This window comes from Kitasatospora sp. NPDC050543 (assembly GCF_044457565.1).
GTDB lineage: Bacteria > Actinomycetota > Actinomycetes > Streptomycetales > Streptomycetaceae > Kitasatospora.
Genome location: NZ_JBITGZ010000037.1, coordinates 40,075 through 63,945, shown reverse-complemented (window position 1 = coordinate 63,945; position 23,871 = coordinate 40,075). Strand labels below are relative to the sequence as shown.

The 23,871-nt window shown below is 73.2% G+C and carries 27 protein-coding genes; 22 read left to right on the top strand and 5 right to left on the bottom strand.

The window, feature by feature from the left end:
• Window positions 1-147 precede the first annotated feature (147 nt).
• From mltG (ACIBH3_RS30990) to ACIBH3_RS30950, 9 genes are all read left to right on the top strand, one after another.
• A complete protein-coding gene (mltG, locus tag ACIBH3_RS30990) occupies window positions 148-1,347 on the top strand; it encodes an endolytic transglycosylase MltG (RefSeq protein WP_396315425.1) in 1,200 nt (399 codons plus the stop codon).
• Window positions 1,348-1,499: 152 nt separating this feature from the next.
• Entirely contained in the window at window positions 1,500-3,389 is a 1,890-nt protein-coding gene (gene mltG, locus ACIBH3_RS30985) for an endolytic transglycosylase MltG (protein WP_396315424.1), read from the top strand.
• A gap of 64 nt (window positions 3,390-3,453) precedes the next feature.
• A complete protein-coding gene (locus ACIBH3_RS30980; RefSeq protein ID WP_396315423.1) occupies window positions 3,454-4,284 on the top strand; it encodes a shikimate dehydrogenase in 831 nt (276 codons plus the stop codon).
• 201 nt (window positions 4,285-4,485) lie between these two features.
• Window positions 4,486-5,670: a chorismate synthase gene (gene aroC, locus ACIBH3_RS30975; protein ID WP_396315422.1), complete on the top strand. Its 1,185-nt coding sequence runs from the start codon at window positions 4,486-4,488 to the stop codon at window positions 5,668-5,670.
• Entirely contained in the window at window positions 5,667-6,185 is a 519-nt protein-coding gene (locus ACIBH3_RS30970; RefSeq protein WP_396315421.1) for a shikimate kinase, read from the top strand. Before aroC ends, ACIBH3_RS30970 begins: the two co-directional genes overlap by 4 nt.
• Window positions 6,186-6,195: 10 nt before the next feature.
• Window positions 6,196-7,302, top strand: a complete 1,107-nt coding sequence (gene aroB, locus ACIBH3_RS30965; RefSeq protein ID WP_396315420.1) for a 3-dehydroquinate synthase — start codon at window positions 6,196-6,198, stop codon at window positions 7,300-7,302.
• Window positions 7,299-7,739, top strand: coding sequence for a type II 3-dehydroquinate dehydratase (aroQ, locus tag ACIBH3_RS30960; protein WP_396315419.1), 441 nt, complete (start codon window positions 7,299-7,301; stop codon window positions 7,737-7,739). The genes aroB and aroQ overlap by 4 nt, the downstream gene beginning before the upstream one ends.
• Window positions 7,740-7,851: 112 nt before the next feature.
• Window positions 7,852-8,685: an AAA family ATPase gene (locus ACIBH3_RS30955; RefSeq protein ID WP_396315418.1), complete on the top strand. Its 834-nt coding sequence runs from the start codon at window positions 7,852-7,854 to the stop codon at window positions 8,683-8,685.
• A gap of 171 nt (window positions 8,686-8,856) precedes the next feature.
• Window positions 8,857-9,666 (top strand): Fpg/Nei family DNA glycosylase, encoded by an 810-nt coding sequence (locus ACIBH3_RS30950; RefSeq protein ID WP_396315417.1) that lies wholly within the window; start codon window positions 8,857-8,859, stop codon window positions 9,664-9,666.
• A gap of 133 nt (window positions 9,667-9,799) precedes the next feature.
• On the opposite strand, the gene ACIBH3_RS30945 is transcribed toward ACIBH3_RS30950, so the two are convergent.
• Window positions 9,800-10,243, bottom strand: a complete 444-nt coding sequence (locus ACIBH3_RS30945; RefSeq protein ID WP_396315416.1) for a MarR family winged helix-turn-helix transcriptional regulator — start codon at window positions 10,241-10,243, stop codon at window positions 9,800-9,802.
• Between the two features lie 92 nt (window positions 10,244-10,335).
• On the opposite strand from ACIBH3_RS30945, the gene ACIBH3_RS30940 reads away from it, so the two are divergent.
• On the top strand, window positions 10,336-11,268 hold the full coding sequence (locus ACIBH3_RS30940; RefSeq protein WP_396315415.1) for a zinc-binding alcohol dehydrogenase family protein: 933 nt from the start codon (window positions 10,336-10,338) through the stop codon (window positions 11,266-11,268).
• 79 nt (window positions 11,269-11,347) lie between these two features.
• On the opposite strand, the gene ACIBH3_RS30935 is transcribed toward ACIBH3_RS30940, so the two are convergent.
• Window positions 11,348-11,599 (bottom strand): type B 50S ribosomal protein L31, encoded by a 252-nt coding sequence (locus tag ACIBH3_RS30935; protein WP_396315414.1) that lies wholly within the window; start codon window positions 11,597-11,599, stop codon window positions 11,348-11,350.
• A gap of 51 nt (window positions 11,600-11,650) precedes the next feature.
• Window positions 11,651-11,815: a 50S ribosomal protein L33 gene (rpmG, locus tag ACIBH3_RS30930; protein ID WP_396315413.1), complete on the bottom strand. Its 165-nt coding sequence runs from the start codon at window positions 11,813-11,815 to the stop codon at window positions 11,651-11,653.
• A gap of 138 nt (window positions 11,816-11,953) precedes the next feature.
• Between rpmG and rpmF the strand changes: the two genes are divergently transcribed.
• Both rpmF and ACIBH3_RS30920 read left to right on the top strand, forming a co-directional pair.
• Window positions 11,954-12,118, top strand: a complete 165-nt coding sequence (rpmF, locus tag ACIBH3_RS30925; protein WP_396315412.1) for a 50S ribosomal protein L32 — start codon at window positions 11,954-11,956, stop codon at window positions 12,116-12,118.
• A gap of 188 nt (window positions 12,119-12,306) precedes the next feature.
• Entirely contained in the window at window positions 12,307-12,585 is a 279-nt protein-coding gene (locus ACIBH3_RS30920) for a DUF6059 family protein (protein WP_396315411.1), read from the top strand.
• Window positions 12,586-12,679: 94 nt separating this feature from the next.
• Here ACIBH3_RS30920 and rfbB read toward each other — a convergent pair whose 3' ends face one another.
• A complete protein-coding gene (rfbB, locus tag ACIBH3_RS30915; RefSeq protein WP_396315410.1) occupies window positions 12,680-13,669 on the bottom strand; it encodes a dTDP-glucose 4,6-dehydratase in 990 nt (329 codons plus the stop codon).
• Window positions 13,670-13,924: 255 nt separating this feature from the next.
• Between rfbB and ACIBH3_RS30910 the strand changes: the two genes are divergently transcribed.
• The 5 genes from ACIBH3_RS30910 to ACIBH3_RS30890 all read left to right on the top strand — a co-directional run bounded on the left by ACIBH3_RS30910 (window position 13,925) and on the right by ACIBH3_RS30890 (window position 18,213).
• Window positions 13,925-15,031 (top strand): M24 family metallopeptidase, encoded by a 1,107-nt coding sequence (locus tag ACIBH3_RS30910; protein ID WP_396315409.1) that lies wholly within the window; start codon window positions 13,925-13,927, stop codon window positions 15,029-15,031.
• Between the two features lie 73 nt (window positions 15,032-15,104).
• Entirely contained in the window at window positions 15,105-15,668 is a 564-nt protein-coding gene (gene efp / locus ACIBH3_RS30905; RefSeq protein ID WP_396315408.1) for an elongation factor P, read from the top strand.
• A gap of 4 nt (window positions 15,669-15,672) precedes the next feature.
• Window positions 15,673-16,113 (top strand): transcription antitermination factor NusB, encoded by a 441-nt coding sequence (nusB, locus tag ACIBH3_RS30900; protein WP_396315407.1) that lies wholly within the window; start codon window positions 15,673-15,675, stop codon window positions 16,111-16,113.
• Window positions 16,114-16,304: 191 nt separating this feature from the next.
• Window positions 16,305-17,153, top strand: coding sequence for a thioesterase family protein (locus tag ACIBH3_RS30895; RefSeq protein ID WP_396315406.1), 849 nt, complete (start codon window positions 16,305-16,307; stop codon window positions 17,151-17,153).
• Window positions 17,154-17,334: 181 nt separating this feature from the next.
• The gene (locus ACIBH3_RS30890; protein ID WP_396315405.1) at window positions 17,335-18,213 is read left to right on the top strand and encodes a hypothetical protein; all 879 of its coding nucleotides are present in this window, start codon (window positions 17,335-17,337) and stop codon (window positions 18,211-18,213) included.
• 87 nt (window positions 18,214-18,300) lie between these two features.
• On the opposite strand, the gene ACIBH3_RS30885 is transcribed toward ACIBH3_RS30890, so the two are convergent.
• Window positions 18,301-18,804 (bottom strand): transcriptional regulator, encoded by a 504-nt coding sequence (locus tag ACIBH3_RS30885; protein WP_396315404.1) that lies wholly within the window; start codon window positions 18,802-18,804, stop codon window positions 18,301-18,303.
• A 374-nt stretch (window positions 18,805-19,178) separates the two neighbouring features.
• Between ACIBH3_RS30885 and pyrR the strand changes: the two genes are divergently transcribed.
• Genes pyrR through carA form a run of 5 tightly spaced genes read left to right on the top strand, consistent with a single transcriptional unit; the run spans window position 19,179 to window position 23,868 of the window.
• Complete coding sequence (pyrR, locus tag ACIBH3_RS30880) at window positions 19,179-19,808, top strand: bifunctional pyr operon transcriptional regulator/uracil phosphoribosyltransferase PyrR (RefSeq protein ID WP_396315403.1); 630 nt, start codon at window positions 19,179-19,181, stop codon at window positions 19,806-19,808.
• 4 nt (window positions 19,809-19,812) lie between these two features.
• Window positions 19,813-20,802, top strand: coding sequence for an aspartate carbamoyltransferase catalytic subunit (locus ACIBH3_RS30875; protein ID WP_396315402.1), 990 nt, complete (start codon window positions 19,813-19,815; stop codon window positions 20,800-20,802).
• Window positions 20,799-22,103: a dihydroorotase gene (locus ACIBH3_RS30870; protein WP_396315401.1), complete on the top strand. Its 1,305-nt coding sequence runs from the start codon at window positions 20,799-20,801 to the stop codon at window positions 22,101-22,103. Before ACIBH3_RS30875 ends, ACIBH3_RS30870 begins: the two co-directional genes overlap by 4 nt.
• The gene (locus ACIBH3_RS30865; RefSeq protein WP_396315400.1) at window positions 22,100-22,684 is read left to right on the top strand and encodes a hypothetical protein; all 585 of its coding nucleotides are present in this window, start codon (window positions 22,100-22,102) and stop codon (window positions 22,682-22,684) included. Before ACIBH3_RS30870 ends, ACIBH3_RS30865 begins: the two co-directional genes overlap by 4 nt.
• Window positions 22,681-23,868, top strand: a complete 1,188-nt coding sequence (gene carA / locus ACIBH3_RS30860) for a glutamine-hydrolyzing carbamoyl-phosphate synthase small subunit (RefSeq protein ID WP_396315399.1) — start codon at window positions 22,681-22,683, stop codon at window positions 23,866-23,868. The genes ACIBH3_RS30865 and carA overlap by 4 nt, the downstream gene beginning before the upstream one ends.
• Window positions 23,869-23,871: the final 3 nt, after the last annotated feature.

Here is a 23,871-nt window from a genome sequence, read left to right as displayed (position 1 = left end):
CGGCGGGTGGGCGGGGGGGGGCCCCGGGGGGGTCTGGGGTGGGTGTGTGCTGGTCGGGGGGGGGGGGGCCCGGGGTGGGGGGGGGGGGGGCCCCGGGCCCCCCCCCCCCCCCCCCCCAGCTCGTTGCCGGGTGGACGAGGGGCCGAGATGACCGACCAGGAGCAGCTCCCCGGGCTCACCCCCGGCCACCTCGGCGCGCCCGCGCCGGAGCCGGCGGCCCGTCCGCCCGGGCGGCCCCGGCGCCCGGGCCCGCCCGACCCGTACCAGCGGCGGACCGGCCTGGCCTGCGGGCTGACGGCGCTGGCCCTGGTGACGGTGATCGGCGGCGGCGGCCTGGTGGGCTACTCCTGGCTGGCGGCCCAGCAGACGCCCAGGGCCGCCGACTACACCGGCTCCGGCACGGGGACGGTGCAGGTCTCGGTGCCGCAGGGTGCCGGACTGAGCACCATCGCCGCCGCGCTGGTGCGCCAGGGCGTGATCGCCAGCTCCCGGGCGTTCAGCGGCGCGGCGACCGGCAACACCAAAGCCGCCCACATCCAGCCCGGTACCTACACGCTGCACCTGCGGATGTCCGCGGCGGCGGCCCTGGCGGTGCTCGTCAACCCGGCCAACGCCAACGGTCTGACCATTCCGGAGGGCTGGCGCGGCAGCCAGATCTACTCGGCGATCGACCAGAAGCTCAAGCTGCCGGAGGGGACGGCCAAGGCGGCGGCTGAGGAGCACGCCGGCGAACTGGGGCTGCCCGGGTTCACCGCCGGCAGCCCCGAGGGCTACCTCTACCCCTCCACCTACAGCGTCACCGAACAGAGCACGGCGCTGGGGCTGCTGAAGAAGATGGTGGAGCAGGCGGGCAAACAGTTCGCCCAGGACAACACCGAGGGGGCGGCCGCGCTGCTCGGCCAGACTCCCTACGCGGTGGTGACGGTCGCCAGCCTGGTCCAGGCCGAGGCGGACAACGCCGAGGACATGGCGAAGGTCGCCAGGGTGATCTACAACCGGCTGGCCAGGAACATGCCGCTCCAGCTCGACTCCACCATCAACTACGCGCTCGGCCGGTCCACCCTGGACACCACCGTCACCGACACCAAACTGGACTCCCCGTACAACACGTACCTGCACACCGGCCTGCCGCCGACGCCGATCTCCAACCCCGGCGCCGAGGCCATGCAGGCGGCCACCGAGCCCGCCCAGGGGGACTGGCTCTACTTCGTGACGGTCCGGCCGGGGGACACCCGCTTCACCGACAGCCTGGAGCAACAGCAGCGCAACGTGGCCGAGTTCAACGCCAACCGGGCCTCGCAGAGCTCGGCTCCGGCGAGCCCCTCGGGCGGCGAGGGCACGCGCTGAGGGGGGATCCACCCAGAGGGAGGGTCGGCTGCGGTACGGTAACGTCTCCCTTCAGGCGCTGCGCTAGCACGCCGGTTCGAGAACTTGCCGGGACGCCGTCCCGAACGACCGGTCAGGATCCGCCGGTCGTCTCCGTCGGCATAAGGGGATCGATGACTGATCTGGGGCGGGGCTACGGCCCCCAGGGCTCGGAGCCGTGGCACCCCGGTGACCCCGGGTACGGCGGCCAGCAGCCGGTCCCGGGCCAGCAGGACGGCTCCTGGCAGCAGCCACAGCAGCAGCACGCCCAGCAGCCGGACCAGTACGGTCAGCCCCAGTACGGCCGGCAGGAGCAGTTCGGCGGGCAGGCATACCCCCAGCAGGGCTTCGACGGCCAGCAGGGCGGGCCGCAGTACGTCCAGGGCTACATCCAGGGCCAGCAGGGCCAGTACGGGCAGCAGCAGGGCGGGCCGCAGTACGGGCAGGGCCAGCAGGGCCAGGGTCAGTACGGGCGGCAGCAGGGCCAGTCTCAGCCCCAGTACGGACAGCAGCCCTACCCGCAGCAGCAGGGCAACCCGCAGTTCGTGCAGCAGCCGTACCAGCAGCAGGGCAATCCGCAGCAGGGCTTCCCGGGGCAGCAGGGCCAGCCGGGGCAGCAGGGCCAGCCCGGCGCGTACGGGCAGATGCAGCAGCCGGTCCCGCCGCAGATGGCACAGCAGCAGGCGCCCCAGCAGGCCGGGCAGGCGGCCCGGCCGCAGCCGCAGGCCCAGCCCGCAGGTCCCGGTCCGGACGGCATCGACTGGGAGGCCGAGGCCGCCGCCCTGGAAGCCGCGGCCCCGGCCGAGCCCGCCGGCGAGGCGGAGTGGGACGAGCACGCCGACGGCGTGGAGGAGTACGCGGACGAGGAGGTCGCCTTCCTCGGTGACGAGGACACCTCCCGCGAGGCGCAGCGCAAGCGCAAGGAGAAGGGCAAGAAGTCCGGCCGTCGCAACGGCGGCGCCTGCCTGCTGGTCGCGCTGGTGATGCTCGGTGGCGTCGCCGGCGCCGGCTGGTGGGGTTACGGCTTCTACCAGCAGCACTTCGGGCCGCCGCCGGACTTCTCCGGCGAGGGCACGGTCTCCGTCAACGTGGAGATCAAGTCGGGCTCCACGGGTGGCCAGATGGGCCAGGCCCTGAAGGAGGCCGGCGTGGTGAAGAGTGTCGAGGCCTTCACGGCGGCGTACGGCAAGAACCCCAAGGCGATGACGATCCAGCCGGGCTTCTTCACGATGCACCGGGAGATGTCGGCCGAGGCCGCGGTGAAGTACCTGGTCGACTCGGCCGGCGGCGACGCGCTGATCCTGCCCGAGGGCCTCACGGCCGCGGCGACCTACACGAAGGTCGACGACAAGCTGAAGCTGCCCAAGGGCACCACGGCGGACGCGGCCAAGAACCAGATCGGCTCGCTCGGCCTGCCCGACTACGCCAAGGGCAACCTGGAGGGCTTCCTCTACCCGACCCGGTATGCGATCAGCGAGGGCATGAAGCCCGAGGAGCTGCTCAAGCAGATGGTCGCCAAGGCGACGGAGCAGTACCAGACGCTGAACCTGGACGCCGCGGCCCAGAAGATCGGGCTGAAGAACGCCTACGAGCTGGTCACCGAGGCGAGCATCCTGCAGGCCGAGGGCAACAACCGGGACGACTTCGGCAAGATGGCCCGCACCATCCAGAACCGTCTGGCCGACGACAAGGAGACCAAGCACCGGCTCGGGATGGACACCACGCTCCAGTACTCCCTCGGTCGCAAGGAGCTGACCAAGAAGGACATCGAGGACGGGACCAACAAGTACAACACCTACATCAACACGGGCCTGCCGCCGACGCCGATCTCCAACCCCGGCATCGACGCGATCAAGGCGGTGATCAACCCGCCGGAGGGCAATTGGCTCTACTTCATCGCGATGTCGAGTAAGGAGACCAAGTTCGCCGCCACCGGGCCCGAGCACATGGCCAACGTGGAGCAGTACTGCACCAACGCCGGGCAGGGCTTCGACAAGGTCGCCGGTCACTGCACCACCAAGTAGCCGCCGCCGGCGCCGCGTCGCCGCCCCGGCCCGGCCGTCCGCCACGTCCGCACCGGAGAAGACCGTGACCAGCAAGAACCGGGCCGCCGTACTCGGCTCGCCGATCGCCCACTCGCTCTCGCCCGCGCTGCACCGGGCGGCGTACCGGGCGCTCGGCCTGGAGCGGTGGCGTTACGACCGGTTCGAGGTGGACGAGGCCGCGCTGCCGGGCTTCCTGGCGGGGCTGGACGAGCGGGAGTGGGCCGGGCTCTCGCTCACCATGCCGCTGAAGCGGGCGATCATCCCGCTGCTGGACGAGGTGAGTGCGACGGCGCTCTCGGTCGACGCGGTGAACACGGTGGTGTTCACCGCGGACGGGCGGCGCGTCGGTGACAACACGGACGTCCCCGGGCTGGTGAACGCGCTGGCCGAGCGCGGGATCGAGAAGGTGGCGGCCGCGGCGGTGCTCGGCGCCGGCGCCACCGCATCCTCGGCGCTGGCCGCGCTCGCCCAGATCTGCACCGGCGAGGTGACGGTCTACGTCCGCAGCCCGGAGCGGGCCCGCGAGATGGCGGTGCTCGGCGAGCGGCTGGGGCTGGCCGTGCGGACGGCCGACTGGGAGCGCGGCGCCGAGGCGCTGGCGCACCCGCTGACCATCTCGACCACACCGGCAGGCGCCACCGACGCCTTCGCGCACGCGCTGCCCGCCGCCCCCGGCGCGCTGTTCGACGTGCTGTACCACCCGTGGCCGACCGCGCTGGTGCGGGCCTGCGCGGCCCGCGGCGCGAGCGTGCTGGGCGGGCTCGACCTGCTCGTGCACCAGGCCGTGCTCCAGTGCGAGCGGTTCACCGGTGTCACCCCGGGGCCGCTGGCCGCGATGCGCACGGCGGGCGAGGCGGCCCTCGCCGAGGACTGAGGCGGGCAGCGGGCCGGCCGTCCGGCCGTCCCACCAGGCAGCCGTCGCTGTCCGCAACGCGGACCGTGCGCCCGGTCGTCGCGCGGACATGAAAGGATTCGGGGGAGAACGCGGTGCCGGCCCTAGCCGGCAGCCGCGGTACGAACTCCCGATCGGCCCCGCAGCCCGCGCCACGGCCGGTCGGCTGACGAAGGAGCTCCGTTGGGTACGTTGCGCTGGCTGACGGCGGGGGAGTCGCACGGCCCCGCACTCGTCGCGACGCTGGAGGGCCTGCCCGCCGGTGTTCCGGTCACCACCGAGATCGTCGCCGACGCGCTGGCGCGCCGCCGGCTCGGCTACGGCCGCGGCGCCCGGATGAAGTTCGAGCAGGACGAGGTCACCTTCCTCGGCGGTGTCCGGCACGGTCTGACCATGGGCAGCCCGGTGGCGGTCATGGTCGGCAACACCGAGTGGCCCAAGTGGGAGCAGGTCATGTCGGCCGATCCGGTCGACCCGGAGATCCTCGCCGGTCTCGCCCGCAACGAGGCGCTCACCCGCCCCCGCCCCGGCCACGCCGACCTGGCCGGCATGCAGAAGTACTCCATCGAGGAGGCGCGGCCGATCCTGGAGCGCGCCAGCGCCCGGGAGACGGCGGCGCGGGTGGCGCTGGGCGCGGTCGCCCGTTCGTACCTCAAGCAGACCTGCGGGATCGAGATCGTCTCGCACGTGGTCGAGCTGGCCGCCGCCAAGGCCCCGGCCGGCTCGCTGCCGCTGCCCTCCGACGAGGCCCGCCTCGACGAGGACCCGGTGCGCTGCCTGGACGCCGACGCCTCGAAGCGGATGGTCGCCGAGATCGACCAGGCGCACAAGGACGGCGACACGCTCGGCGGCGTCGTCGAGGTGCTCGCGTACGGGGTGCCGGTGGGCCTGGGCTCGCACGTGCACTGGGACCGCCGCCTGGACGCCCGGCTGGCCGCCGCGCTGATGGGGATCCAGGCGATCAAGGGCGTCGAGGTCGGCGACGGCTTCGAGCTGGCCCGGGTGCCCGGCTCGCAGGCGCACGACGAGATCATCCCGACCCCGGACGGCGTCAAGCGCACCTCCGGCCGCTCCGGCGGCACCGAGGGCGGCCTGTCCACCGGTGAGCTGCTGCGGGTGCGGGCCGCGATGAAGCCGATCGCGACCGTGCCGCGGGCCCTGCAGACCCTGGACGTGCGCACCGGTGAGCCCGCCAAGGCGCACCACCAGCGCTCGGACGTCTGCGCCGTCCCGGCGGCGGGCATCGTCGCCGAGGCGATGGTCGCGCTGGTGCTGGCCGACGCGGTGAACGAGAAGTTCGGCGGCGACCACGTCTCCGAGACCCGGCGCAACGTGCAGGGCTACCTCGACAACCTGATCGTCCGATGACCGCACCCGTCGTGGTGCTGGTCGGCCCGCCCGGCAGTGGCAAGTCCACCGTCGGGCGGGTGCTCGCCGAGCGGCTGGGCGTGGGCTTCCGCGACACCGACGCCGACATCGAGAAGGTGGCGGGCAAGCCGATCCCGGAGATCTTCATCGACGAGGGCGAGCCGCACTTCCGCGCGCTGGAGGCCGAGGCCGTGCGCGCGGCCGCGGCCGACCACGACGGCGTGCTGGCGCTCGGCGGCGGCGCGGTGATGGCCGAGGCCACCCGCGCGGTGCTGGCCGGCCTCCCGGTGGTGTTCCTGGAGGTCCCGCTCGGCGATGCCGTCAAGCGGGTCGGCCTGGACGCCCCCCGCCCGCTGCTCGCGGTCAATCCGCGGGCCCGCTGGCGCGAGCTGATGGAGGCCCGGCGCCCGCTGTACCTGGAGGTGGCGACCGTGGTCGTCAACACCGAGGGGCGCACCCCCGAGCAGGTCGCCGAGGCAGTACTCGAAGGACTGGAGCTGAAGCCCCATGAGTGAGAAGGGCAGCATGAGCGAGAGCGTCACCATCCGCGTCGGAGGCAGCGCCGGCCACGACCCGTACGACGTGCTGGTCGGGCGTCAGCTGCTCGGCGAGCTCGCCGGCCTGATCGAGCCGCCCCAGACGGGAACACGGGGGCCCAAGCGGGTGGCGATCATCCACCCGGAGGCACTGGCCGCGACCGGTGACGCCGTGCGCGAGGACCTCGCCGCCGAGGGGTACGAGGCGATCGCCCTCCAGGTGCCCAACGCCGAGGAGGCCAAGAGCGCCGAGGTCGCCGCGTACTGCTGGTCGGTGCTCGGCCAGACCGGCTTCACCCGCAGTGACGTCATCGTGGGCCTGGGCGGCGGCGCCACCACCGACCTGGCGGGCTTCGTCGCGGCCAGCTGGCTGCGCGGGGTGCGCTGGGTGGCGATGCCCACCACGCTGCTCGGCATGGTCGACGCCGCCGTCGGCGGCAAGACCGGCATCAACATCGCCGAGGGCAAGAACATGGTCGGGGCCTTCCACCCCCCGGCCGGCGTCCTGGCGGACCTGGACACCCTGGAGACCGTGCCCAAGCACGACTACGTCTCGGGGCTGGCCGAGGTCATCAAGGCCGGCTTCATCGCCGACCCGGTCATCCTCGACCTGGTGGAGGCCGACCCGCAGGGCGCGGCCACCCCCGCCGGCCCGCACACCCTGGAGCTGATCCGGCGGGCCATCCAGGTCAAGGCCGACGTGGTCTCCGGTGACCTCAAGGAGGCCGGCCGGCGCGAGATCCTCAACTACGGTCACACCCTCGCGCACGCCATCGAGCGCAACGAGCGCTACAAGTGGCGGCACGGCGCGGCGGTCTCGGTCGGGATGGTCTTCGCCGCCGAACTCGGCCGCCTGGCCGGCCGGCTGGACGACGGCACGGCCGACCGCCACCGCACCGTCCTGGCCTCGGTCGGCCTGCCGCTGACCTACCGCGGGGACGCCTGGCCGAAGCTGCTGGACGCGATGAAGATCGACAAGAAGTCGCGCGGCGACCTGCTGCGCTTCATCGTCCTGGACGGCCTCGGCAAGACCTCCGTCCTGGAGGGCCCGGACCCCTCGCTGCTGGTCGCGGCGTACGCGGAGGTCTCCGGATGACCAGGGTCATGGTGCTGAACGGCCCCAACCTCGGCCGCCTCGGCAGCCGGGAGCCGGACGTCTACGGCGCCACGTCCTACACCGGGCTGGTCGAGCGCTGCACGGCGCTCGGCAAGGAGTTCGGCTTCGAGGTCGAGGTGCACGAGACCAACTCGGAGCAGCAGATGGTCGAGTGGCTGCACGAGGCGGCCGACGGCCGGGTGCCCGTGGTGATCAACCCGGGCGCCTTCACGCACTACTCGTACGCGATGCGCGACGCCGCCGCCCAGCGGACGGCGCCGCTGATCGAGGTGCACATCTCCAACCCGTACGCGCGCGAGGAGTTCCGGCACACCTCGGTGATCGCGGCGGTGGCCTCCGGCACGATCGCCGGCTTCGGCATCGGCTCGTACGAGCTGGCGCTCCGGGCGCTCGCGGAGCAGCTCACCACGCGCTGACGCATGATCATCGGCCCGGTGGCGGACTGTGCCCGCCACCGGGCTGACGTGTAGTGTCCCGCTCTGAAGGTGTCGGGAGGTGACCGTGACGCAGTACCCAGGGGGTGGACAGATGCCCCCCCGTCCGATGACCCCACCGCTGCCGCCCGGCTCCACACCCGGGCCGTACCCCGGGCGGGCGACGACCGGGCAGCCGCCGATGCCCGCGGCCCGGCAGCCCCCGTTCGGCGCCCCCGCCGGCCCCCCGGCCGCCCCGGCGCAGCCGCCCGCGCAGCCCCCCGCCGCCGCCCCGCAGCCGGCGCCGCCGGCCGGTGCGACCGGGCACTTCCTGCTCCCCTCGGGCGCGCCCGTACAACTGCCCGTGCACCCCGCCGCGCCGCAGGCGGCCACCGGGCCGATAGCCGTGCTGCTGATCGGCCCGGCCGGCGCCGGCAAGACCACGGTCGCCCGCCACTGGGCCGAGCGCCGGCCCACCGCCACCGCCCACATCAGTCTGGACGACGTCCGTGAGTGGGTGCAGGCCGGCTTCGCCAACCCGCAGTCGGGCTGGAACAACGCCTCCGAAGCGCAGTACCGGCTGGCCCGGCGCACCTGCGGCTTCGCCTGCCGCAACTACCTCGCCAACGGCATCTCCTGCATCATCGACGACGCGGTCTTCCCCGACCGCCCGGCGATCGGGCTGGGCGGCTGGAAGCGGCACATCGGCCCGGGCATGATCCCGGTGGTGCTGCTCCCCGGCCTGGACTCGGTGCTCGCCCGCAATGCCCGCCGCAGCGGCAACCGCCGGCTGAGCGACGAGGAGGTCGCCCGGATCCACGGCCGGATGGCCGGCTGGTACAACTCGGGGCTGCCGATCATCGACAACTCCCAGCTGGACGTCGCCGCCACCGCCGCCGAGCTGGACCGGCTGATCCTGGCCCGGTTGTCGGGGCTCCCGGTCCGCTGAGGTCCCGCGTCCGCCCGTGCGGGTCCGAGCCGTTCGGGGCCGAGCGGTGCGGGTCCGAGCCGTGCGGGTCGCAGGCGGGTGGGCCGGCCGCGCCTCGCGGGCCCGGCGGGCTGTCGGTGCGGGCTGCGATGATGGAGGCGTCCTGTTGAACCACCGGGGGAGCTGACGCCCGTGCCCGAAGGCCACATCATCCACCGCCTGGCCGCCGCCAACTTCGCGAGCTTCGGCGGCCGCCCGGTGCGGGTCTCCAGCCCGCAGGGCCGCTTCGCCGACGGCGCCTCGCTGATCGACGGCCAGATGCTGGCGGAGGCGGAGGCGAAGGGCAAGCACCTCTTCCTCGGGTTCGAGGAGGGGGCCTGGCTCCACGTCCACCTCGGCCTCTACGGCGGCTTCACCTTCGGTACCGGCCCGGCGCCCGAGCCGGTCGGCCTGATCCGGCTGCGGCTGGCGAACGACGACGGGTACGCGGACCTGCGCGGCCCGAACAAGTGCGAGCTGATCACCCCGGCCGAGAAGGCCGCCGTCCATGCGCGCCTGGGGCCCGACCCGCTGCGCGCGGACGCCGATCCGGCGATGGCCTGGCGGCGGATCTCGGGCAGCCGCACCACGGTGGCCGCGCTGCTGATGGACCAGAAGGTGCTGGCGGGCGTCGGGAACGTCTACCGCGCCGAAGTGCTGTTCCGGCTCGGAATCAGCCCGCACCGGGCCGGGCGCGACCTCACCCGCGCCGAGTGGGACGCGATCTGGGCCGACCTGGTCGCGCTGATGCGGGAGGGTGTGGGCGCCGGGCGGATCGACACCGTCCGCCCCGAGCACACGCCCGAGGCGATGGGCCGCCCGCCGCGGGTCGACGACCACGGCGGCGAGGTGTACGTCTACCGGCGGGCTGCCATGCCCTGCCTGGTCTGCGGCACCGAGGTGCGCACGGAGGAGCACGCCGCGCGCAACCTCTTCTGGTGCCCGACCTGCCAGCGGGCCTGACGGATCCGCCGGGTCCGCCGGGCCAGGCGCACGCCGGGGTGTGGAGCCGGGTGTGGAGCGCCGCCGCAGTGCCCCGGGGGCAGGGCTCACACCGCCGTCGTTCGCGGGCCGCTGACGCGGGGCCAGGACGGTGTCAGCTCTCCGGGGCCGCGATGATCCGGGCCAGCAGCGCGTTCAGGGTGGCCCGTTCGCGCTCGTCGAGCGGGGCCGTCAGCGCCTCGTTGGCCTGGTCGCCGAGTGCCTCCAGGCGGCCGAGCAGGGTGCGGCCGGCGGGGGAGAGGTCGATGGCGTTCTTACGGCGGTCGCGCGCGTCGGGGGTGCGGGTGACCAGTTCCTTGGCCTGGAGGTCGTTGAGCACCGCGACCAGGTCCTTGGGGTCGATCCGTACGATCCGCGACAGCTCGGCCTGGGCGAGCGGCCCGTGTTCGGCGACGGTGCAGAGCACCGCGTGGTGCGGCATCCGCATGCCCTCGCGGGCGAGGTGGTCGGTGACCAGGCGGTGGCCGAGGGCCGAGGCCCGGCCGAGCAGCCAGCTGGGGAGGGTCTGCAGGTGGGTGAGCGGGGCATCGTGCGGCATGGCGGCAGTCTATCCGGAGAATCATTGGACATCCCAACGAGTTGCGTCATATCGTTGGGGTGTCCAATGAACGGTCGGGAGGGGGCGCAGCCATGCGCAAGGTCAGGTTCCACGGTTATGACGGCCCGTCGGCACTGCGGGTGGACGAGCTGCCCGAGCCGGTCGCGGGTCCGGGTGAACTGCTGGTCCGGGCCGAGGTCGCCGGTGTGACGCTGCCGCTGCTGAAGCTGCTGCACGGCTTCGGCGAGCTGCCGCTGCCGGCCGCGCCGGGCGGCGAGTACCTGGGTCGTGTGGTCACCGTCGGCGAGGGCGTGACCGGCCATGCGGTCGGGGACCGGGTCGGCGGTGTGGTGTTCGAGGGGGCCAAGGCCGACCTGGTGGCCGCGCCGGCGGCGCTGGCCTGCGCCGTACCCGAGGAGCCGGCGGCCGGACCGGCGCTCGCGGTGCTGCGCGGCGGGGTGGTGGCGCTCGGCGCGCTGCGGGTGGGCCGCTTCGAGCCCGGTGAGTCGGTACTGGTCACGGCGGCGGCCGGGGGCGTCGGCCACCTGGCCGTCCAGCTCGCGAAGGCGCTCGGCGCGGGCCGCGTGGTGGCGGCCGTCGGCTCGCGGGAGAAGGCGGACTTCGTCCGCGGCCTGGGTGCGGACGAGGTGGTCTGCTATGAGGACGAGAACTGGGGGGCGGGCGTCGACCTGGTCCTGGACGGGGTCGGCGGCGCCCTGCTGCCACGGGTCGTCGACGCCCTCGCGCCGTTCGGTCGGCTGGTGGTGCTGAGTGGCGCGGGCGGGACGCTGGACGCCGGTGCACTGCTGCGCGGGATGAAGACGGCGGTGGGGCTGTCGATGGCCCAGCTCGCCCAGCACCGTCCGCAGCTGCCGGCCGACTGCCGGCGCGAGCTCTGGGAGCTGCTCGCCGAGGGGCGGCTGCGCCCGGTCTGCGTGGAGTTCCCGCTGGCGCGGGTCGCCGAGGCGGCGGAGCTGGTGGAGTCCAGGGCCAACCTGGGCAAAGTGGTGCTGAAGGTCGCCTGACCTTAGGCCGGACGCCCGCCGCCCGCCGCTCCTGGGGGCGCGGCGGGCGGGCGGCTGCTTCGCGGGGCCGGAGCCCCGGTCAGCCGTGCCGCGTGCCGTAGCGCCGCTGGAAGCGCTCGACCCGGCCGGCGGTGTCCAGCACCCTGGCCTGGCCAGTGTGGAAGGGGTGGCTCGCCGAGGAGATCTCGACGTCGACGACGGGGTAGGTGTTGCCGTCCTCCCACTCGATCGTCCGGCTGCCGGTGAGCGTGGAGCGGGAGAGGAAGGACAGGCCGCCGGCCTTGTCGCGGAAGACGACCGGGCCGTATGCGGGGTGGATTCCGGACTGCATGGATGCCTCCTGGGTCACCGGGGTGCTGCCTCGCCCGGGGGCCGGGCCGGGTCAGCGCTCCTCGCGGAACTCGACGTGGCGGCGGGCGACGGGGTCGTGCTTGCGCAGCACCAGGCGGTCGGCGTCGTTGCGCCGGTTCTTGCGGGTCACGTACGTGTAGCCGGTGCCGGCCGTCGACCGGAGCTTGATGATCGGGCGCAGCTCGCTGCGGGCCATGGGTCTCCTCCTGGGCGGGGTTCGCCGGGACGATTCATCGAAATGGATGTCGTTTTCACCAGTTCCTAACATGGGCGTCGCCCAGCACATTCCCGACCGCCCCCGCGACTTCCCGACGCCGTGGAGGAGCCCCCGGCCATGGCCGTTCCCAAGCGCAGGACGTCCCGCGGCAACACCCGCCACCGCCGCTCGCGGTGGAAGGCCGCCGCCCCGCAGCTCGTCCCGCACACCGTCGACGGCCGCGAGCCGCCGGTACCCCAGAACCTCGTCCGCGCCCACCGGCGGGGCCTGATCGAGCCCTGATCCGGTCCGCGGTCCTTCGCCGCACCCTTCGCTGCGTCCTTCGCCGTGGCACGGGAAGTCGGCCCGGCCGACTTCCCGTGCCACGGTCGCGGCGGTGCTGGTTCCGCACCCGTCCTTGAGCCAGGCTTGAGGGGGCGTCGCCATGCTGGCTCCCCTGGGCGGGACGGTGCGAAGTGGAAGGCCGGAGCATGATCGGTCTGTTGGCGGCACGCCGGTGCCTCATCAGCTGCCTGCGGCATCTGTGGGTGGGTGCGCAGGTGATGGGCGGCCTGCACCTGTGCGCCACGGAGGGCCGCGCCGCGCCGCCGCGGTCGCACGGCGCCGGCCCGGCGGGGCCGATGCCGGGGCATCCCGAGCGGCTGCGCCCCGACCTGCCGCTCAGCGAGCTGGAGCTGTGGCTGAGCCGGGAGTTCGCGGGTACGCACGAGGCGTGGCAACCGCCCGGCTACCGCCGACCGCCGTTCTGAGCTCCTGCCGACCACCGCCCCCTCGGGGCGTCGGGCCCGTGCGCGAGCATCGCGGCCAGGCGCGTGCACCGCGCGGCGCGCACGCCAGGATCCGTCACTCCTCCCGTTCGGCGGCGCCGCCCTCGGCGGAGGCGGTCCACCAGGCCGGGTTGTCCCGGTACCAGGCGACCACCTCGGCGAGGCCGGGCCCGAAGTCGTGCTGCGGCCGGTAGCCCAGCTCGGTGCGGATCTTGCGGTCGTCCAGCGAGTAGCGCCGGTCGTGGCCCTTGCGGTCCGCCACGAAGCGCACCCGGCTCCAGTCCGTGCCGCAGAGCTCCAGCAATCGGCCGACGATCTCCCGGTTGGTGCAGGTCACGCTGCCGCCCACGTTGTAGATCTCGCCGGCCCGGCCGCGGGTCAGCACCAGCTGGAGGGCCCGGCAGTGGTCGTCGACGTGGATCCACTCGCGGACGTTGTTGCCGTCCCCGTACAGCGGGACGCTCTGCCCGGTCAGCAGCCGGGTGGTGAAGAGCGGAATGAGCTTCTCGATGTGCTGGCGGGTGCCGTAGTTGTTGGCGCACCGGGTGGTACGCACGTCCAGCCCGTGGCTGCGCCAGTACGAGCGGGCCATCAGGTCGCCGCCGGCCTTGGACGCGGCGTACGGGGAGTTGGGCAGCAGCGGTTCGCTCTCGCTCCAGGAGCCCTCGTCGATCGAGCCGTACACCTCGTCGGTGGAGACGTGCACCACGGGCCCGACGCCGGCCGCCAGGCAGGCGCCGAGCAGGCTCTGGGTGCCGACCACGTTGGTGTGCACGAAGTCCGCGCCGTTGTCGAGCGAGCGGTCCACGTGCGACTCGGCGGCGAAGTGCACCACCGCGTCGTGGCCGGGGACGACCTCGCGCAGCAGCGCCGCGTCGCAGACGTCGCCCCGTACGAAGGTGAGCCGCGGGTCGGCCATCGGCAGGTTGGCGGTGTTGCCTGCGTAGGTCAGCTTGTCCAGGACGGTCACCCGGGCGTCCCGGTAGCCGGGGTAGCCACCGGCCAGGAGCGTCCTGACGTAGTGCGAGCCGATGAAGCCGGCGCCGCCGGTGACGAGGATCCTCATTGCGCCACCCTAATCCGGGCCGGCGCCGCCGATGATCAGCCGCCGGCGGGGGCTGGGCACCCGCGCGCGGCCGGGCCCGAGCGGCGCGGTGGTCCGGCGCCCGGTATGGGTGTGCGCCCGAGCGCGCGCAGGGGCACCCGCGCCGAGCGCTCACCCGAACAGCCCCCGTCGCGCTCGCGCGGCTGAGCAGGCGGTCTTTGGGCCGCCCGGCCCGCCCAGCGGGCGAAGAGCCGCCGCGCTCCGTACGCTCGACCCATGTCTGATGCGTACGCGGGCCGGCGGGAGCGTCTGAGGGAGCACTGCAGCGCGTCGGGTACCGACGCCTCGTTGATCACCCGGCCGGCGAACGTCCGCTACCTCACCGGCTGCGCGCCCTGCGGCGCCACGCTGTTGCTCACCCGCGACCGCGTGCTGCTCGCGGTGCCGGACGACCTGCCGCCGGACGACACCGGTGAGCACCTGATCGACGAGGACGTCACCCAGCTCCGGGTGGCCGCCGGCGCGGACACCGCCCTCGCCGCGGCCGAGGCCGCCGCGCGCTCCAAGGTGGGCGCCCTCGCGGTGGAGGAGCACGACCTCACCGTCAGCCGCCACCGCGCGGTCGCGGGCCGGGCCGAGGGCGTGCGGCTGGCCGACCTCGGCCGGGCGGTCGAGCGGCTGCGGGTGGTCAAGGACGAGCATGAGATCGCCGACCTGCGGATCGCCGCCGAGATCGCCGACCAGGCGCTCGGCGAGCTGCTGGAGTCGATCCTGGTCGGCCGTACCGAGCGGCACCTGGCGATGGAACTGGAGCGCCGCATGATCGACCACGGCGCCGACCGGGCGGCCTTCCCGGTCTCGGTCGGCACCGGTACCCACTCCGGCCAGGAGAACCACCAGCCCACCGACCGCCGGGTCGAGGAGGGCGACTTCCTGACCGTCGTGCTCGGCGCGCAGTACCGCGGCTACGGCGTCTCCACCGCCCGCACCTTCGTGATCGGCGCCGCCCCCGCGCCCTGGCAGGTGGAGCTCCACCGGCTGGTCTTCCGCGCCCAGCGGGCCGGCCGGGAGGCCCTCGGGCCCGGTGTCGAACAGTACGTACCGGACCAAGCCGCCCGGGCGATCCTCCAGGCGGCCGGCCACACCGAGGGCTCGCCGCACCCGCTCGGCCACGGCATCGGCCTGGAGATCCGGGAGGCGCCGCGTCTCGGTCCGTCAGACATGGGTAAACTGGACAACCGCGTGCCGGTCACCGTCGGCCCGGGGGTCCACCTCCCGGGTAAGGGCGGGGTCCGGATCGAGGACACGCTTGTGGTGCGCCCCCTCGAAGAGGGCGGGCCCGAGCTGCTCACCATCACCACCAAGGAGCTCCTCGCCCTGTAGTCCGGCCCTGCCGGGCGGCAGGCCCGCAATCCCCTTGGTTCCTTGACAGCTATATCCAGGAGTTAGTGCGCCCGTGGCTTCCACGAACGATCTCAAGAACGGCATGGTCCTCAAGCTGGAGGGCGGCAAGCTCTGGTCCGTCGTCGAGTTCCAGCACGTCAAGCCCGGCAAGGGCCCGGCCTTCGTGCGCACCAAGCTCAAGGAGGTCCTGACCGGCAAGGTCGTCGACAAGACCTTCAACGCCGGCACCAAGGTCGAGACCGCCAGCGTCGACAAGCGCGGCATGCAGTTCTCGTACAAGGACGGCGAGAACTTCGTGTTCATGGACACGGACACCTACGACCAGGTGACCATCGAGCCCGCCGTCGTCGGCGACGCCGCCAAGTACCTGCTCGAGGGCTTCGAGGCCGTCGTGGCGATGTACGAGGGCGCCCCGCTCTACATCGAGCTCCCGGCCTCCGTCGAGCTCCTGATCTCGCACACCGAGCCCGGCGTGCAGGGAGACCGTTCCACCGGTGGCTCCAAGCCGGCCACCCTGGAGACCGGCGCCGAGATCGCCGTCCCGCTCTTCATCGTCACCGGCGAGAAGATCAAGGTCGACACCCGCGACGGCAGCTACCTCGGCCGGGTGAAGTAAGTCCGTGTCGGCCGCACGCAGCAAGGCCCGCACGCGAGCCTTCCAGATCCTCTTCGAGGCCGACCACCGCGATGTCGACCCTCAGCGCGTCCTCGCCGACTGGGTCGCCCGCGCGCGTGACCCCAAGCCGGACGAGGGCACCCCGCAGGTGGGCGAGTACACGATGCAGCTCATCGAGGGCTACGTCCAGCACGCCCGCCGGATCGACGAGCTCATCTCCACCTACGCGGTGGGCTGGACGCTCGACCGGATGCCGATCGTGGACCGCAACGTCCTGCGGCTCGGCGCCTACGAGCTGATCTGGGAGGACGACGTCCCGGACGCGGTCGTCCTGGACGAGGCCGTCGAGATCGCCAAGGAGTTCTCCACCGACGACTCCCCGGCGTTCGTCAACGGCCTGCTCGCGCGGTTCATGGAGCTCAAGCCCACGATCCGCCGGGCGTAGGGCGCCTTCGGGCGCGGCAGTGCTCCCCACGACGGGGAGCGCCCGCCCCCGATCCGCCGCGACCGACGACTGCCCGAGCGCAGCCGAAAGGCCGCCGGACCACACTGTGGTCCGGCGGCCTTCGTGCTTCCACCGGCGTGGCGTATGTTGGTTCTACTGACGAGTAACCCAGTGGAGAAGGGCGTGTCGGCATGACCACAGCGCTTCGCAGTGAGTTCGACCAGGGCATCGCCCTGACCCCGCGGCCGGGCGAGAGCGGCCGCTACGACGGCGAGCTGGACGCGGGCTGGCAGATCGGCGGCGGCATCAACGGCGGCCTGCTGCTCGCCATGGCCGGGAACGCCCTCTCCCTGGAGCACCGCGAGCATCCCGACCCCGTGTCGATCAGCGGCTACTACCTCTCCGCCGCCCGGCCCGGCCCGGCCACCGTCCACACCGACGTGGTCAGAACCGGCCGCAGCCTCTCCACCGGCACGGCCTCGCTCTTCCAGCCGGACGACGCGGGCCTGCTCGTCGAGCGGCTGCGGGTACTGGCCACCCACGGGGATCTCGCCACCGCCGACGGCGAGGTGCACACCAGTGCCGAGCCGCCCGCGCTGCCGCCGCCGGACGAGTGCATCGGCATGGAGCACGCCCCCAGGCAGCTGATCGAGCAGGCCGCCCTGCTGGAGCGCTTCGACCTGCGGCTCGACCCGGACACCGTCGGCTGGGCGCTCGGGCAGCCCTCCAGGCGCGGCCTGATCCAGGGCTGGTTCAAGCTCGCCGACGGCCGCGAGCCCGACCCGCTGCTGCTCCTGCTGGTCGCCGACGCGCTGCCGCCGGTCACCTTCGACCTCGGCCTGCCCGGCTGGGCCCCGACCATCGAGCTGACGGTCCACCTGCGGGCCAGGCCCGTGCCCGGCTGGCTGCGGGTCAGCCACCGCACCCGCAACCTGGCCGGCGGCTACTTCGAGGAGGACGCCGAGGTCTGGGACGAGTCGGGCCGGCTGGTCGCGCAGTCCCGCCAGCTCGCCCGCGCCCCCAGGCCGCGCCAGGCCTGAGCCCGGCACACGGCGCCCGGCGCCCGGACCCCGGAGGTACCGGGCGCCGGCCCGCGACCGTCAGTTATCACTGACGGTTACAGTCCTGTGACACGTCGTACGTGTGCGGCTGCCGCGGCGGGGGAGGAAGAGGTGCAGTGGCACCCCCGCCGCTCGCGACACCCCGCCCCCAGGAGCCCCGATGACCCGTAACGGCCGCGCCCGCCGCACCACGTACTGCACCGCCCCCGCGCAGTTCCGCCCGCGCGAGCGGGCCCAGCGCAGCGGGCAGGCCTTCCTCACCGGCATCCTGACCAGCCGGGCGGACTTCGAGCGCGCCCGTGCCTGGCACCTGAGCGACGCCGCGGACTACGAGACCTACCTGCTGGACACCGCCGTGGTGCTCGCCGAGGCGCACCGCACCTTCGCGGTGGTCAGGGCGCGGATGTTCCACCCCGTCGACTTCGAGGAGTTCTGCCTGCTGCACCGGCTCGACCCGGCCACCCCCGCGGCCCGGGACCGCTACCTCGTCAACCCGCCGCTGCAGACCCAGCTGCTCTCCTATCAGGGCGAGGAGCTCTCCTCGGACTTCATCCCCCGCCTGGTGCGGGCCCGCGAGAGCGGCCTGACGCTGCGCCACATCGATCTGCTGCTGGACGGCGGGCTCTTCGGGGAGGAGAGCCGGGCCGTGCGCGACGCGCACCAGTGGGGCGCCGAGCTGTTCCGGCGGATGCTGGTGGGCGCGGGCTGCGGGGTGTACGAGCTGCGCTGCGTGGTGGACGCGCCGGGCGGGCGGCTGGAGGCCTCGGCCCGCATCCTGCACTGGGAGGACGGCGTGGTGCGGATCAACGACGAGGATCTCGACCTGGTCTGCGCGGTGTTCTGCGCGGGCCTGGCACTGGAGCTGCCGGGGGCCGCGCTGCTGCACGGCTCGCAGGGCTCGGCCGAGGCCTGTGGGGAGTACCGCCAGGTGGCCTGGGCCTGGCGGAGCGGCGGGCGGGACTACACCCCGGCGCCCGCCGGGGAGCTGCTGGCCGGGGCCGAGGCGGTGCCGGGCTTCAGCCTCGGCACGGTGTGCTGAGCCGTGCGGCGCGGTGCGCGCGGCGGGTGCGCCGACGGCGCGGCCCCGAGGGGTCGCGCCGTGACGTTTCTGCGGATGGGGGAGCGGTCAGCTGCCGTCCTCCTCGCGCACCGCACGGCGCGCGTCGGGGTTGAGTACACCCCAGGAGATCAGCTGCTCGGTGAGGATCGACGGCGACTGGTCGTAGATCACGGCCAGCGTGCGCAGGTCGTCCTGACGGATCGAGAGCACCTTGCCGTTGTAGTCCCCGCGCTGGCTCTGGATGGTCGCCGCGTAGCGCTGCAGCGGGCCGGCCTTCTCGGAGGGCACCTGGGTCAGTCTCTCCAGGTCGAGCACCAGGCGCGGCGGCGGCTCGGCCGCCCCGCCGGGCGTACCGCCGGGCAGCAGCTCCTGGACCGGGACGCCGTAGAACTCCGCCAGCTCGGCCAGCCGCTGAACGGTGACGGCGCGGTCGCCGCGCTCGTACGAGCCGACGACGACTGCCTTCCAGCGCCCCTGGGACTTCTCCTCGACACCGTGCAGGGAGAGCCCCTGCTGGGTGCGGATCGCTCGGAGCTTGCCCCCGAGTTGCTTCGCGTAGTCGCTGGACATTGGTCTCCCCGGACGAGATTGCTTCGCGTGAGTGGTGAGTCACGAACCGCTGCCGGCTGTGGCGCCGACGGCCGCTCGAGGCGCGTCCTACCGGTGGGTTCGACGCGCGTCTCGTAACTCACTGTGAGGTTACGTAGAGTGAGGTAGTTGCGTCAAGCCGAATGGGGCAGTCGTGCGAATGGCCCGCGTCGGGAGCGTGAACCGGGCCGGTACGAGCGGGTTGAGCCGCCTCCCGGCGAGCTGCCCGCAGGGCGCCCCCGAACAGGGGTGATCACGCTGATAGGATGGCCGAGGCCTCCGCCGCGATCGGGGGGCCGCTACCAGACATCCTTTAAGGCCCGTCCAGTGAGGCGGGGAAGGAGGTCGGCTTCGGCATGACCACAGCAAGAGACTCATCGGCTCCGCGCCCGCCGCACCAGGTGCTGGACGGCACGGACATCGCCCGGGTCATCACCCGGATCGCCCACGAGATCGTGGAGCGCGCCAAGGGCGCGGAGGACGTCGTCCTGCTCGGCATCCACACCAGGGGCGTCCACCTGGCCCGCCGGCTGCACGACCGGCTGGCCCAGATCACCGGCCGCGACATCCCGCTCGGCACCCTGGACATCACGATGTACCGGGACGACCTGCGGCTCAAGCCCGCCCGCGCCCTGGAGCACACCGAGATCCCGCCCGGCGGCATCGACGGCAGGCTCGTCATCCTCGTCGACGACGTGCTCTTCTCCGGCCGCACCATCCGCGCCGCGCTCGACGCGCTGAGCGACATCGGCCGCCCGCGCGCCGTCCAGCTCGCCGTCCTGGTCGACCGCGGCCACCGCGAGCTGCCGATAAGGGCCGACTACGTGGGCAAGAACCTGCCCACCTCGCTGCGCGAGGCCGTGCAGGTGCAGCTCTCCGACACCGACGGCCGCGACGCCGTCCTGGTCGGCGACCGCGACTACGCGGCCCGCTCCTCCCAGGCCCTGGCAGCCCAGCAGCCGTCCGACCCGCACCTCCCGGAGTAACCGCGTGAAGCGCCACCTCGTCTCCGCCGCAGACCTCACCCACGACGACGCGCTGCTGATCCTGGACACCGCCGAGGAGCTGGCCCAGCTCTCCGGACGGGCCGTCAAGAAGCTGCCCACGCTCCGTGGCCGGACCGTCGTCAACCTCTTCTTCGAGGACTCCACCCGCACCAAGACCTCCTTCGAGGTCGCCGAGAAGCGGCTCTCCGCCGACGTCATCAACTTCTCGGCCAAGGGCTCCTCGGTCTCCAAGGGCGAGAGCCTGAAGGACACCGCGCTCACCCTGCAGGCCATGGGCGCCGACGCGGTCGTCATCCGCCACCACGCCTCCGGCGCGCCGGCCAGGCTCGCCCAGTCCGACTGGCTGCGCGGCAGCGTCATCAACGCCGGTGACGGCACCCACGAGCACCCCACCCAGGCACTGCTCGACGCCTTCACCATGCGCCGCCACCTCAACCCGGGCACCGGGCGCGACCTCGCCGGCCGGCGGGTCACCATCGTCGGCGACATCCTGCACAGCCGGGTCGCCCGCTCCAACGTGCACCTGCTGACCACCCTCGGTGCCCAGGTCACCTTCGTCGCCCCGCCGACGCTGCTGCCGATCGGCATCGAGAACTGGCCGTGCGAGGTCTCCTACGACCTGGAGAGCGTGCTGCCCAAGACCGACGCACTGATGATGCTGCGCGTCCAGCGCGAGCGGATGAACGCCGCGTTCTTCCCCACCGAGCGCGAGTACTCCCGTCGCTACGGCATGGACGGCACCCGGATGGCGCAGCTGCCCGAGCACGCCATCGTGATGCACCCGGGCCCGATGGTCCGCGGCATGGAGATCACCGCCGAGGTGGCGGACTCCCCGCGCTGCACCGTGGTCGAGCAGGTCGCCAACGGCGTCTCGGTCCGGATGGCCGTGCTCTACCTCCTGCTCGGCGGCGCCGTCTTCACCGACGGCGCGAGCGAGCACACCCGTACCGAGACCCCGGAGGCCGCCAAGTGAGCAGCTACCTGATCCGCAACGCCCAGATCCTCGGCGGCGAGCCGCAGGACATCCACATCGCGGACGGCGTCATCCAGGCGATCGGCACCGACCTCGGCGTCGAGGCGGACATCGACATCGACGCGCACGGCCTGATCGTCCTGCCGGGCCTGGTCGACCTGCACACCCACCTGCGCGAGCCCGGCCGCGAGGACGCCGAGACGGTGCTCACCGGCACCCAGGCCGCGGCCAGGGGCGGCTTCACCGCCGTGCACGCGATGGCCAACACCTTCCCCGTCGCCGACACCGCCGGCGTGGTGGAGCAGGTCTGGCGCCTGGGCCAGGAGTCCGGCTACTGCGATGTGCAGCCGGTCGGCGCCGTCACGGTGGGCCTGGAGGGCAAGAAGCTCGCCGAGCTCGGTGCGATGCACGACTCCGCCGCCGGTGTGCGGGTCTTCTCCGACGACGGCAAGTGCGTCGACGACGCGGTGATCATGCGCCGCGCACTGGAGTACGTGAAGGCCTTCGACGGTGTCGTCGCCCAGCACGCCCAGGAGCCCCGCCTGACCGAGGGCGCCCAGATGAACGAGGGCCAGGTCTCCGGCGAGCTCGGGCTCGGCGGCTGGCCGGCCGTCGCCGAGGAGGCGATCATCGCCCGCGACGTGCTGCTCGCCGCGCACGTCGGCTCCCGCCTGCACGTCTGCCACGTCTCCACGGCCGGCTCGGTGGAGATCATCCGCTGGGCCAAGGCCAAGGGCTGGGACGTCACCGCCGAGGTGACCCCGCACCACCTGCTGCTCACCGACGAGCTGGTCCGCTCCTACGACCCGGTGTACAAGGTCAACCCGCCGCTGCGCACCGCCGCCGACGTCCAGGCGCTGCGCAAGGCGCTGGCGGACGGCACCATCGACGCCGTCGCCACCGACCACGCGCCGCACCCGGCCGAGGACAAGGACTGCGAATGGGCCCTCGCCGCGATGGGCATGGTGGGCCTGGAGACCGCGCTGTCGGTCGTCCAGCAGAGCATGGTCGACACCGGCCTGCTCAACTGGGAGGGCGTCGCCGACCGGATGTCGCACCGCCCGGCGCGGATCGGCCGGCTGGCCGGCCACGGACGGCCCGTCTCGGTCGGTGAGCCGGCGAACCTGGTGCTCTTCGATCCCGCGTACCGTGGGACCGTGAACCCCGAGAGCTTCGCCACCCGCAGCCGCAACACCCCCTACCGGGGCCTTGACCTGCCCGGACGCGTGCACGCGACGTTCCTGCGCGGCGCCGCCACCGTGCTGGCCGGCGAGCTGGTCGAGCCGGGCGACCTCGCGTGAGCGGCGCGAGCGCGCCCGGCGTGATCCTGCTCGCCCAGGAGAAGGCCAAGGTGACGGACTGGCCCGGGTACATCGGCTGGGCCGTCGGGCTGCTGGTCGTGATCGGCCTGGTCTACTGGCTGATGCGTCAGGGCTGGAACTGGCGGCGCACCCTGCAGTCCGACCTGCCCGCCCTGCCCGCCGTGCCGGCCGACGCCGGCCCGGTCATCCTGGAGACCAGCGGCCGCTACCAAGGCACCACCACCGCCGGGAACTGGCTGGACCGGATCGTCGCCCACGGGCTGGGCAACCGCAGCCGCGCCGACCTGACCCTCGGCGAGCGCGGCCTGCTGGTGCTGCGCCCGGGTGACACCGACCTGTGGATCCCGGTGGCGAACCTGACCGGAGCCCGGACCGACTCGGGCATCGCCGGCAAGGTCGTCCCGGCCGGCCTGCTCGTGGTCACCTGGGACCACGACGGCACCGCACTGGACTCCGGTTTCCGGGCCGACCACCCCGACGAGCACGCCGCCTGGGTCGAGGCGATCGCTCGGATTGCACCACGTACGACGAAGACGAAGACGGAAGAGGCCGCCAAATGACCGCACCTGCCCCCACCACCACACGGCAGCCCCGCGCTGCCCGCCGGGAGCGCGTGCCCGCCGTGCTCGTCCTGGAGGACGGCCGGACCTTCCGTGGCCAGGCCTACGGCGCCACCGGCGAGACCTTCGGCGAGGCGGTCTTCAACACCGGCATGTCCGGCTACCAGGAGACCCTCACCGACCCCTCGTACCACCGCCAGGTGGTCGTGATGACGGCCCCGCAGATCGGCAACACCGGCGTCAACGACGAGGACCCGGAGTCGGCCAGAATCTGGGTCGCCGGCTACGTCGTGCGGGACCCGGCCCGGATCCCGTCCAACTGGCGCTCGCGGCGCTCGCTGGACGAGGAGCTCCTCGCGCAGGGGATCGTCGGCATCAGCGGCATCGACACCCGGGCGCTGACCCGCCACCTGCGCGAGCGCGGTGCGATGCGGGTGGGCATCTTCTCCGGCCCGGCGCTGGCGGAGGACGCCGCGCTGCTGGCGCGGGTCCAGCAGGCGCCCGAGATGAAGGGCGCCGACCTGTCGGCCGAGGTCGCCACCACCGAGGCGTACGTCGTCCCGGCCGTCGGCACCAAGCGCTTCACCGTCGCCGCCGTCGACCTCGGCATCAAGGCGATGACCCCGCAGCGGATGGCCGAGCGCGGCATCGAGGTGCACGTGCTGCCCGCCGACTCCACCGTCGAGGACGTCTACGCCGTCAACCCCGACGGGGTCTTCTTCTCCAACGGCCCGGGCGACCCGGCCACCGCCGACCACGCCGTCGCGGTGATGCGGGGCGTGCTGGAGCGCCGCACCCCGCTGTTCGGCATCTGCTTCGGCAACCAGATCCTGGGCCGCGCGCTGGGCTTCGGCACCTACAAGCTCAAGTACGGCCACCGGGGCATCAACCAGCCCGTCCAGGACCGCACCACCGGCAAGGTGGAGGTCACCGCGCACAACCACGGCTTCGCCGTGGAGGCGCCGCTGGACAAGGTCAGCGACACCCCGTACGGCCGGGTCGAGGTCTCCCACGTCTGCCTGAACGACAACGTGGTCGAGGGCCTGCAGTGCCTGGACACGCCCGCCTTCAGCGTGCAGTACCACCCGGAGGCAGCCGCGGGCCCGCACGACGCCGCGTACCTCTTCGACCGCTTTGTCGACCTGATGGCCGGTGCCCCGGCCCGCACCACCACTGGGAGCTGACCC

Bases quoted from the DNA above. Each gene is read 5' to 3' on its own strand.
- mltG (WP_396315425.1), top strand. From the start codon at position 148: ATGACCGACCAGGAGCAGCTCCCCGGGCTCACCCCCGGCCACCTCGGC.
- mltG (WP_396315424.1), top strand. From the start codon at position 1,500: ATGACTGATCTGGGGCGGGGCTACGGCCCCCAGGGCTCGGAGCCGTGG.
- ACIBH3_RS30970 (WP_396315421.1), top strand. From the start codon at position 5,667: ATGACCGCACCCGTCGTGGTGCTGGTCGGCCCGCCCGGCAGTGGCAAG.
- aroB (WP_396315420.1), top strand. From the start codon at position 6,196: ATGAGCGAGAGCGTCACCATCCGCGTCGGAGGCAGCGCCGGCCACGAC.
- aroQ (WP_396315419.1), top strand. From the start codon at position 7,299: ATGACCAGGGTCATGGTGCTGAACGGCCCCAACCTCGGCCGCCTCGGC.
- ACIBH3_RS30955 (WP_396315418.1), top strand. From the start codon at position 7,852: ATGCCCCCCCGTCCGATGACCCCACCGCTGCCGCCCGGCTCCACACCC.
- ACIBH3_RS30945 (WP_396315416.1), bottom strand. From the start codon at position 10,243: ATGCCGCACGATGCCCCGCTCACCCACCTGCAGACCCTCCCCAGCTGG.
- ACIBH3_RS30940 (WP_396315415.1), top strand. From the start codon at position 10,336: ATGCGCAAGGTCAGGTTCCACGGTTATGACGGCCCGTCGGCACTGCGG.
- ACIBH3_RS30935 (WP_396315414.1), bottom strand. From the start codon at position 11,599: ATGCAGTCCGGAATCCACCCCGCATACGGCCCGGTCGTCTTCCGCGAC.
- rpmG (WP_396315413.1), bottom strand. From the start codon at position 11,815: ATGGCCCGCAGCGAGCTGCGCCCGATCATCAAGCTCCGGTCGACGGCC.
- rpmF (WP_396315412.1), top strand. From the start codon at position 11,954: ATGGCCGTTCCCAAGCGCAGGACGTCCCGCGGCAACACCCGCCACCGC.
- ACIBH3_RS30920 (WP_396315411.1), top strand. From the start codon at position 12,307: ATGATCGGTCTGTTGGCGGCACGCCGGTGCCTCATCAGCTGCCTGCGG.
- rfbB (WP_396315410.1), bottom strand. From the start codon at position 13,669: ATGAGGATCCTCGTCACCGGCGGCGCCGGCTTCATCGGCTCGCACTAC.
- ACIBH3_RS30910 (WP_396315409.1), top strand. From the start codon at position 13,925: ATGTCTGATGCGTACGCGGGCCGGCGGGAGCGTCTGAGGGAGCACTGC.
- ACIBH3_RS30895 (WP_396315406.1), top strand. From the start codon at position 16,305: ATGACCACAGCGCTTCGCAGTGAGTTCGACCAGGGCATCGCCCTGACC.
- ACIBH3_RS30890 (WP_396315405.1), top strand. From the start codon at position 17,335: ATGACCCGTAACGGCCGCGCCCGCCGCACCACGTACTGCACCGCCCCC.
- ACIBH3_RS30885 (WP_396315404.1), bottom strand. From the start codon at position 18,804: ATGTCCAGCGACTACGCGAAGCAACTCGGGGGCAAGCTCCGAGCGATC.
- pyrR (WP_396315403.1), top strand. From the start codon at position 19,179: ATGACCACAGCAAGAGACTCATCGGCTCCGCGCCCGCCGCACCAGGTG.
- carA (WP_396315399.1), top strand. From the start codon at position 22,681: ATGACCGCACCTGCCCCCACCACCACACGGCAGCCCCGCGCTGCCCGC.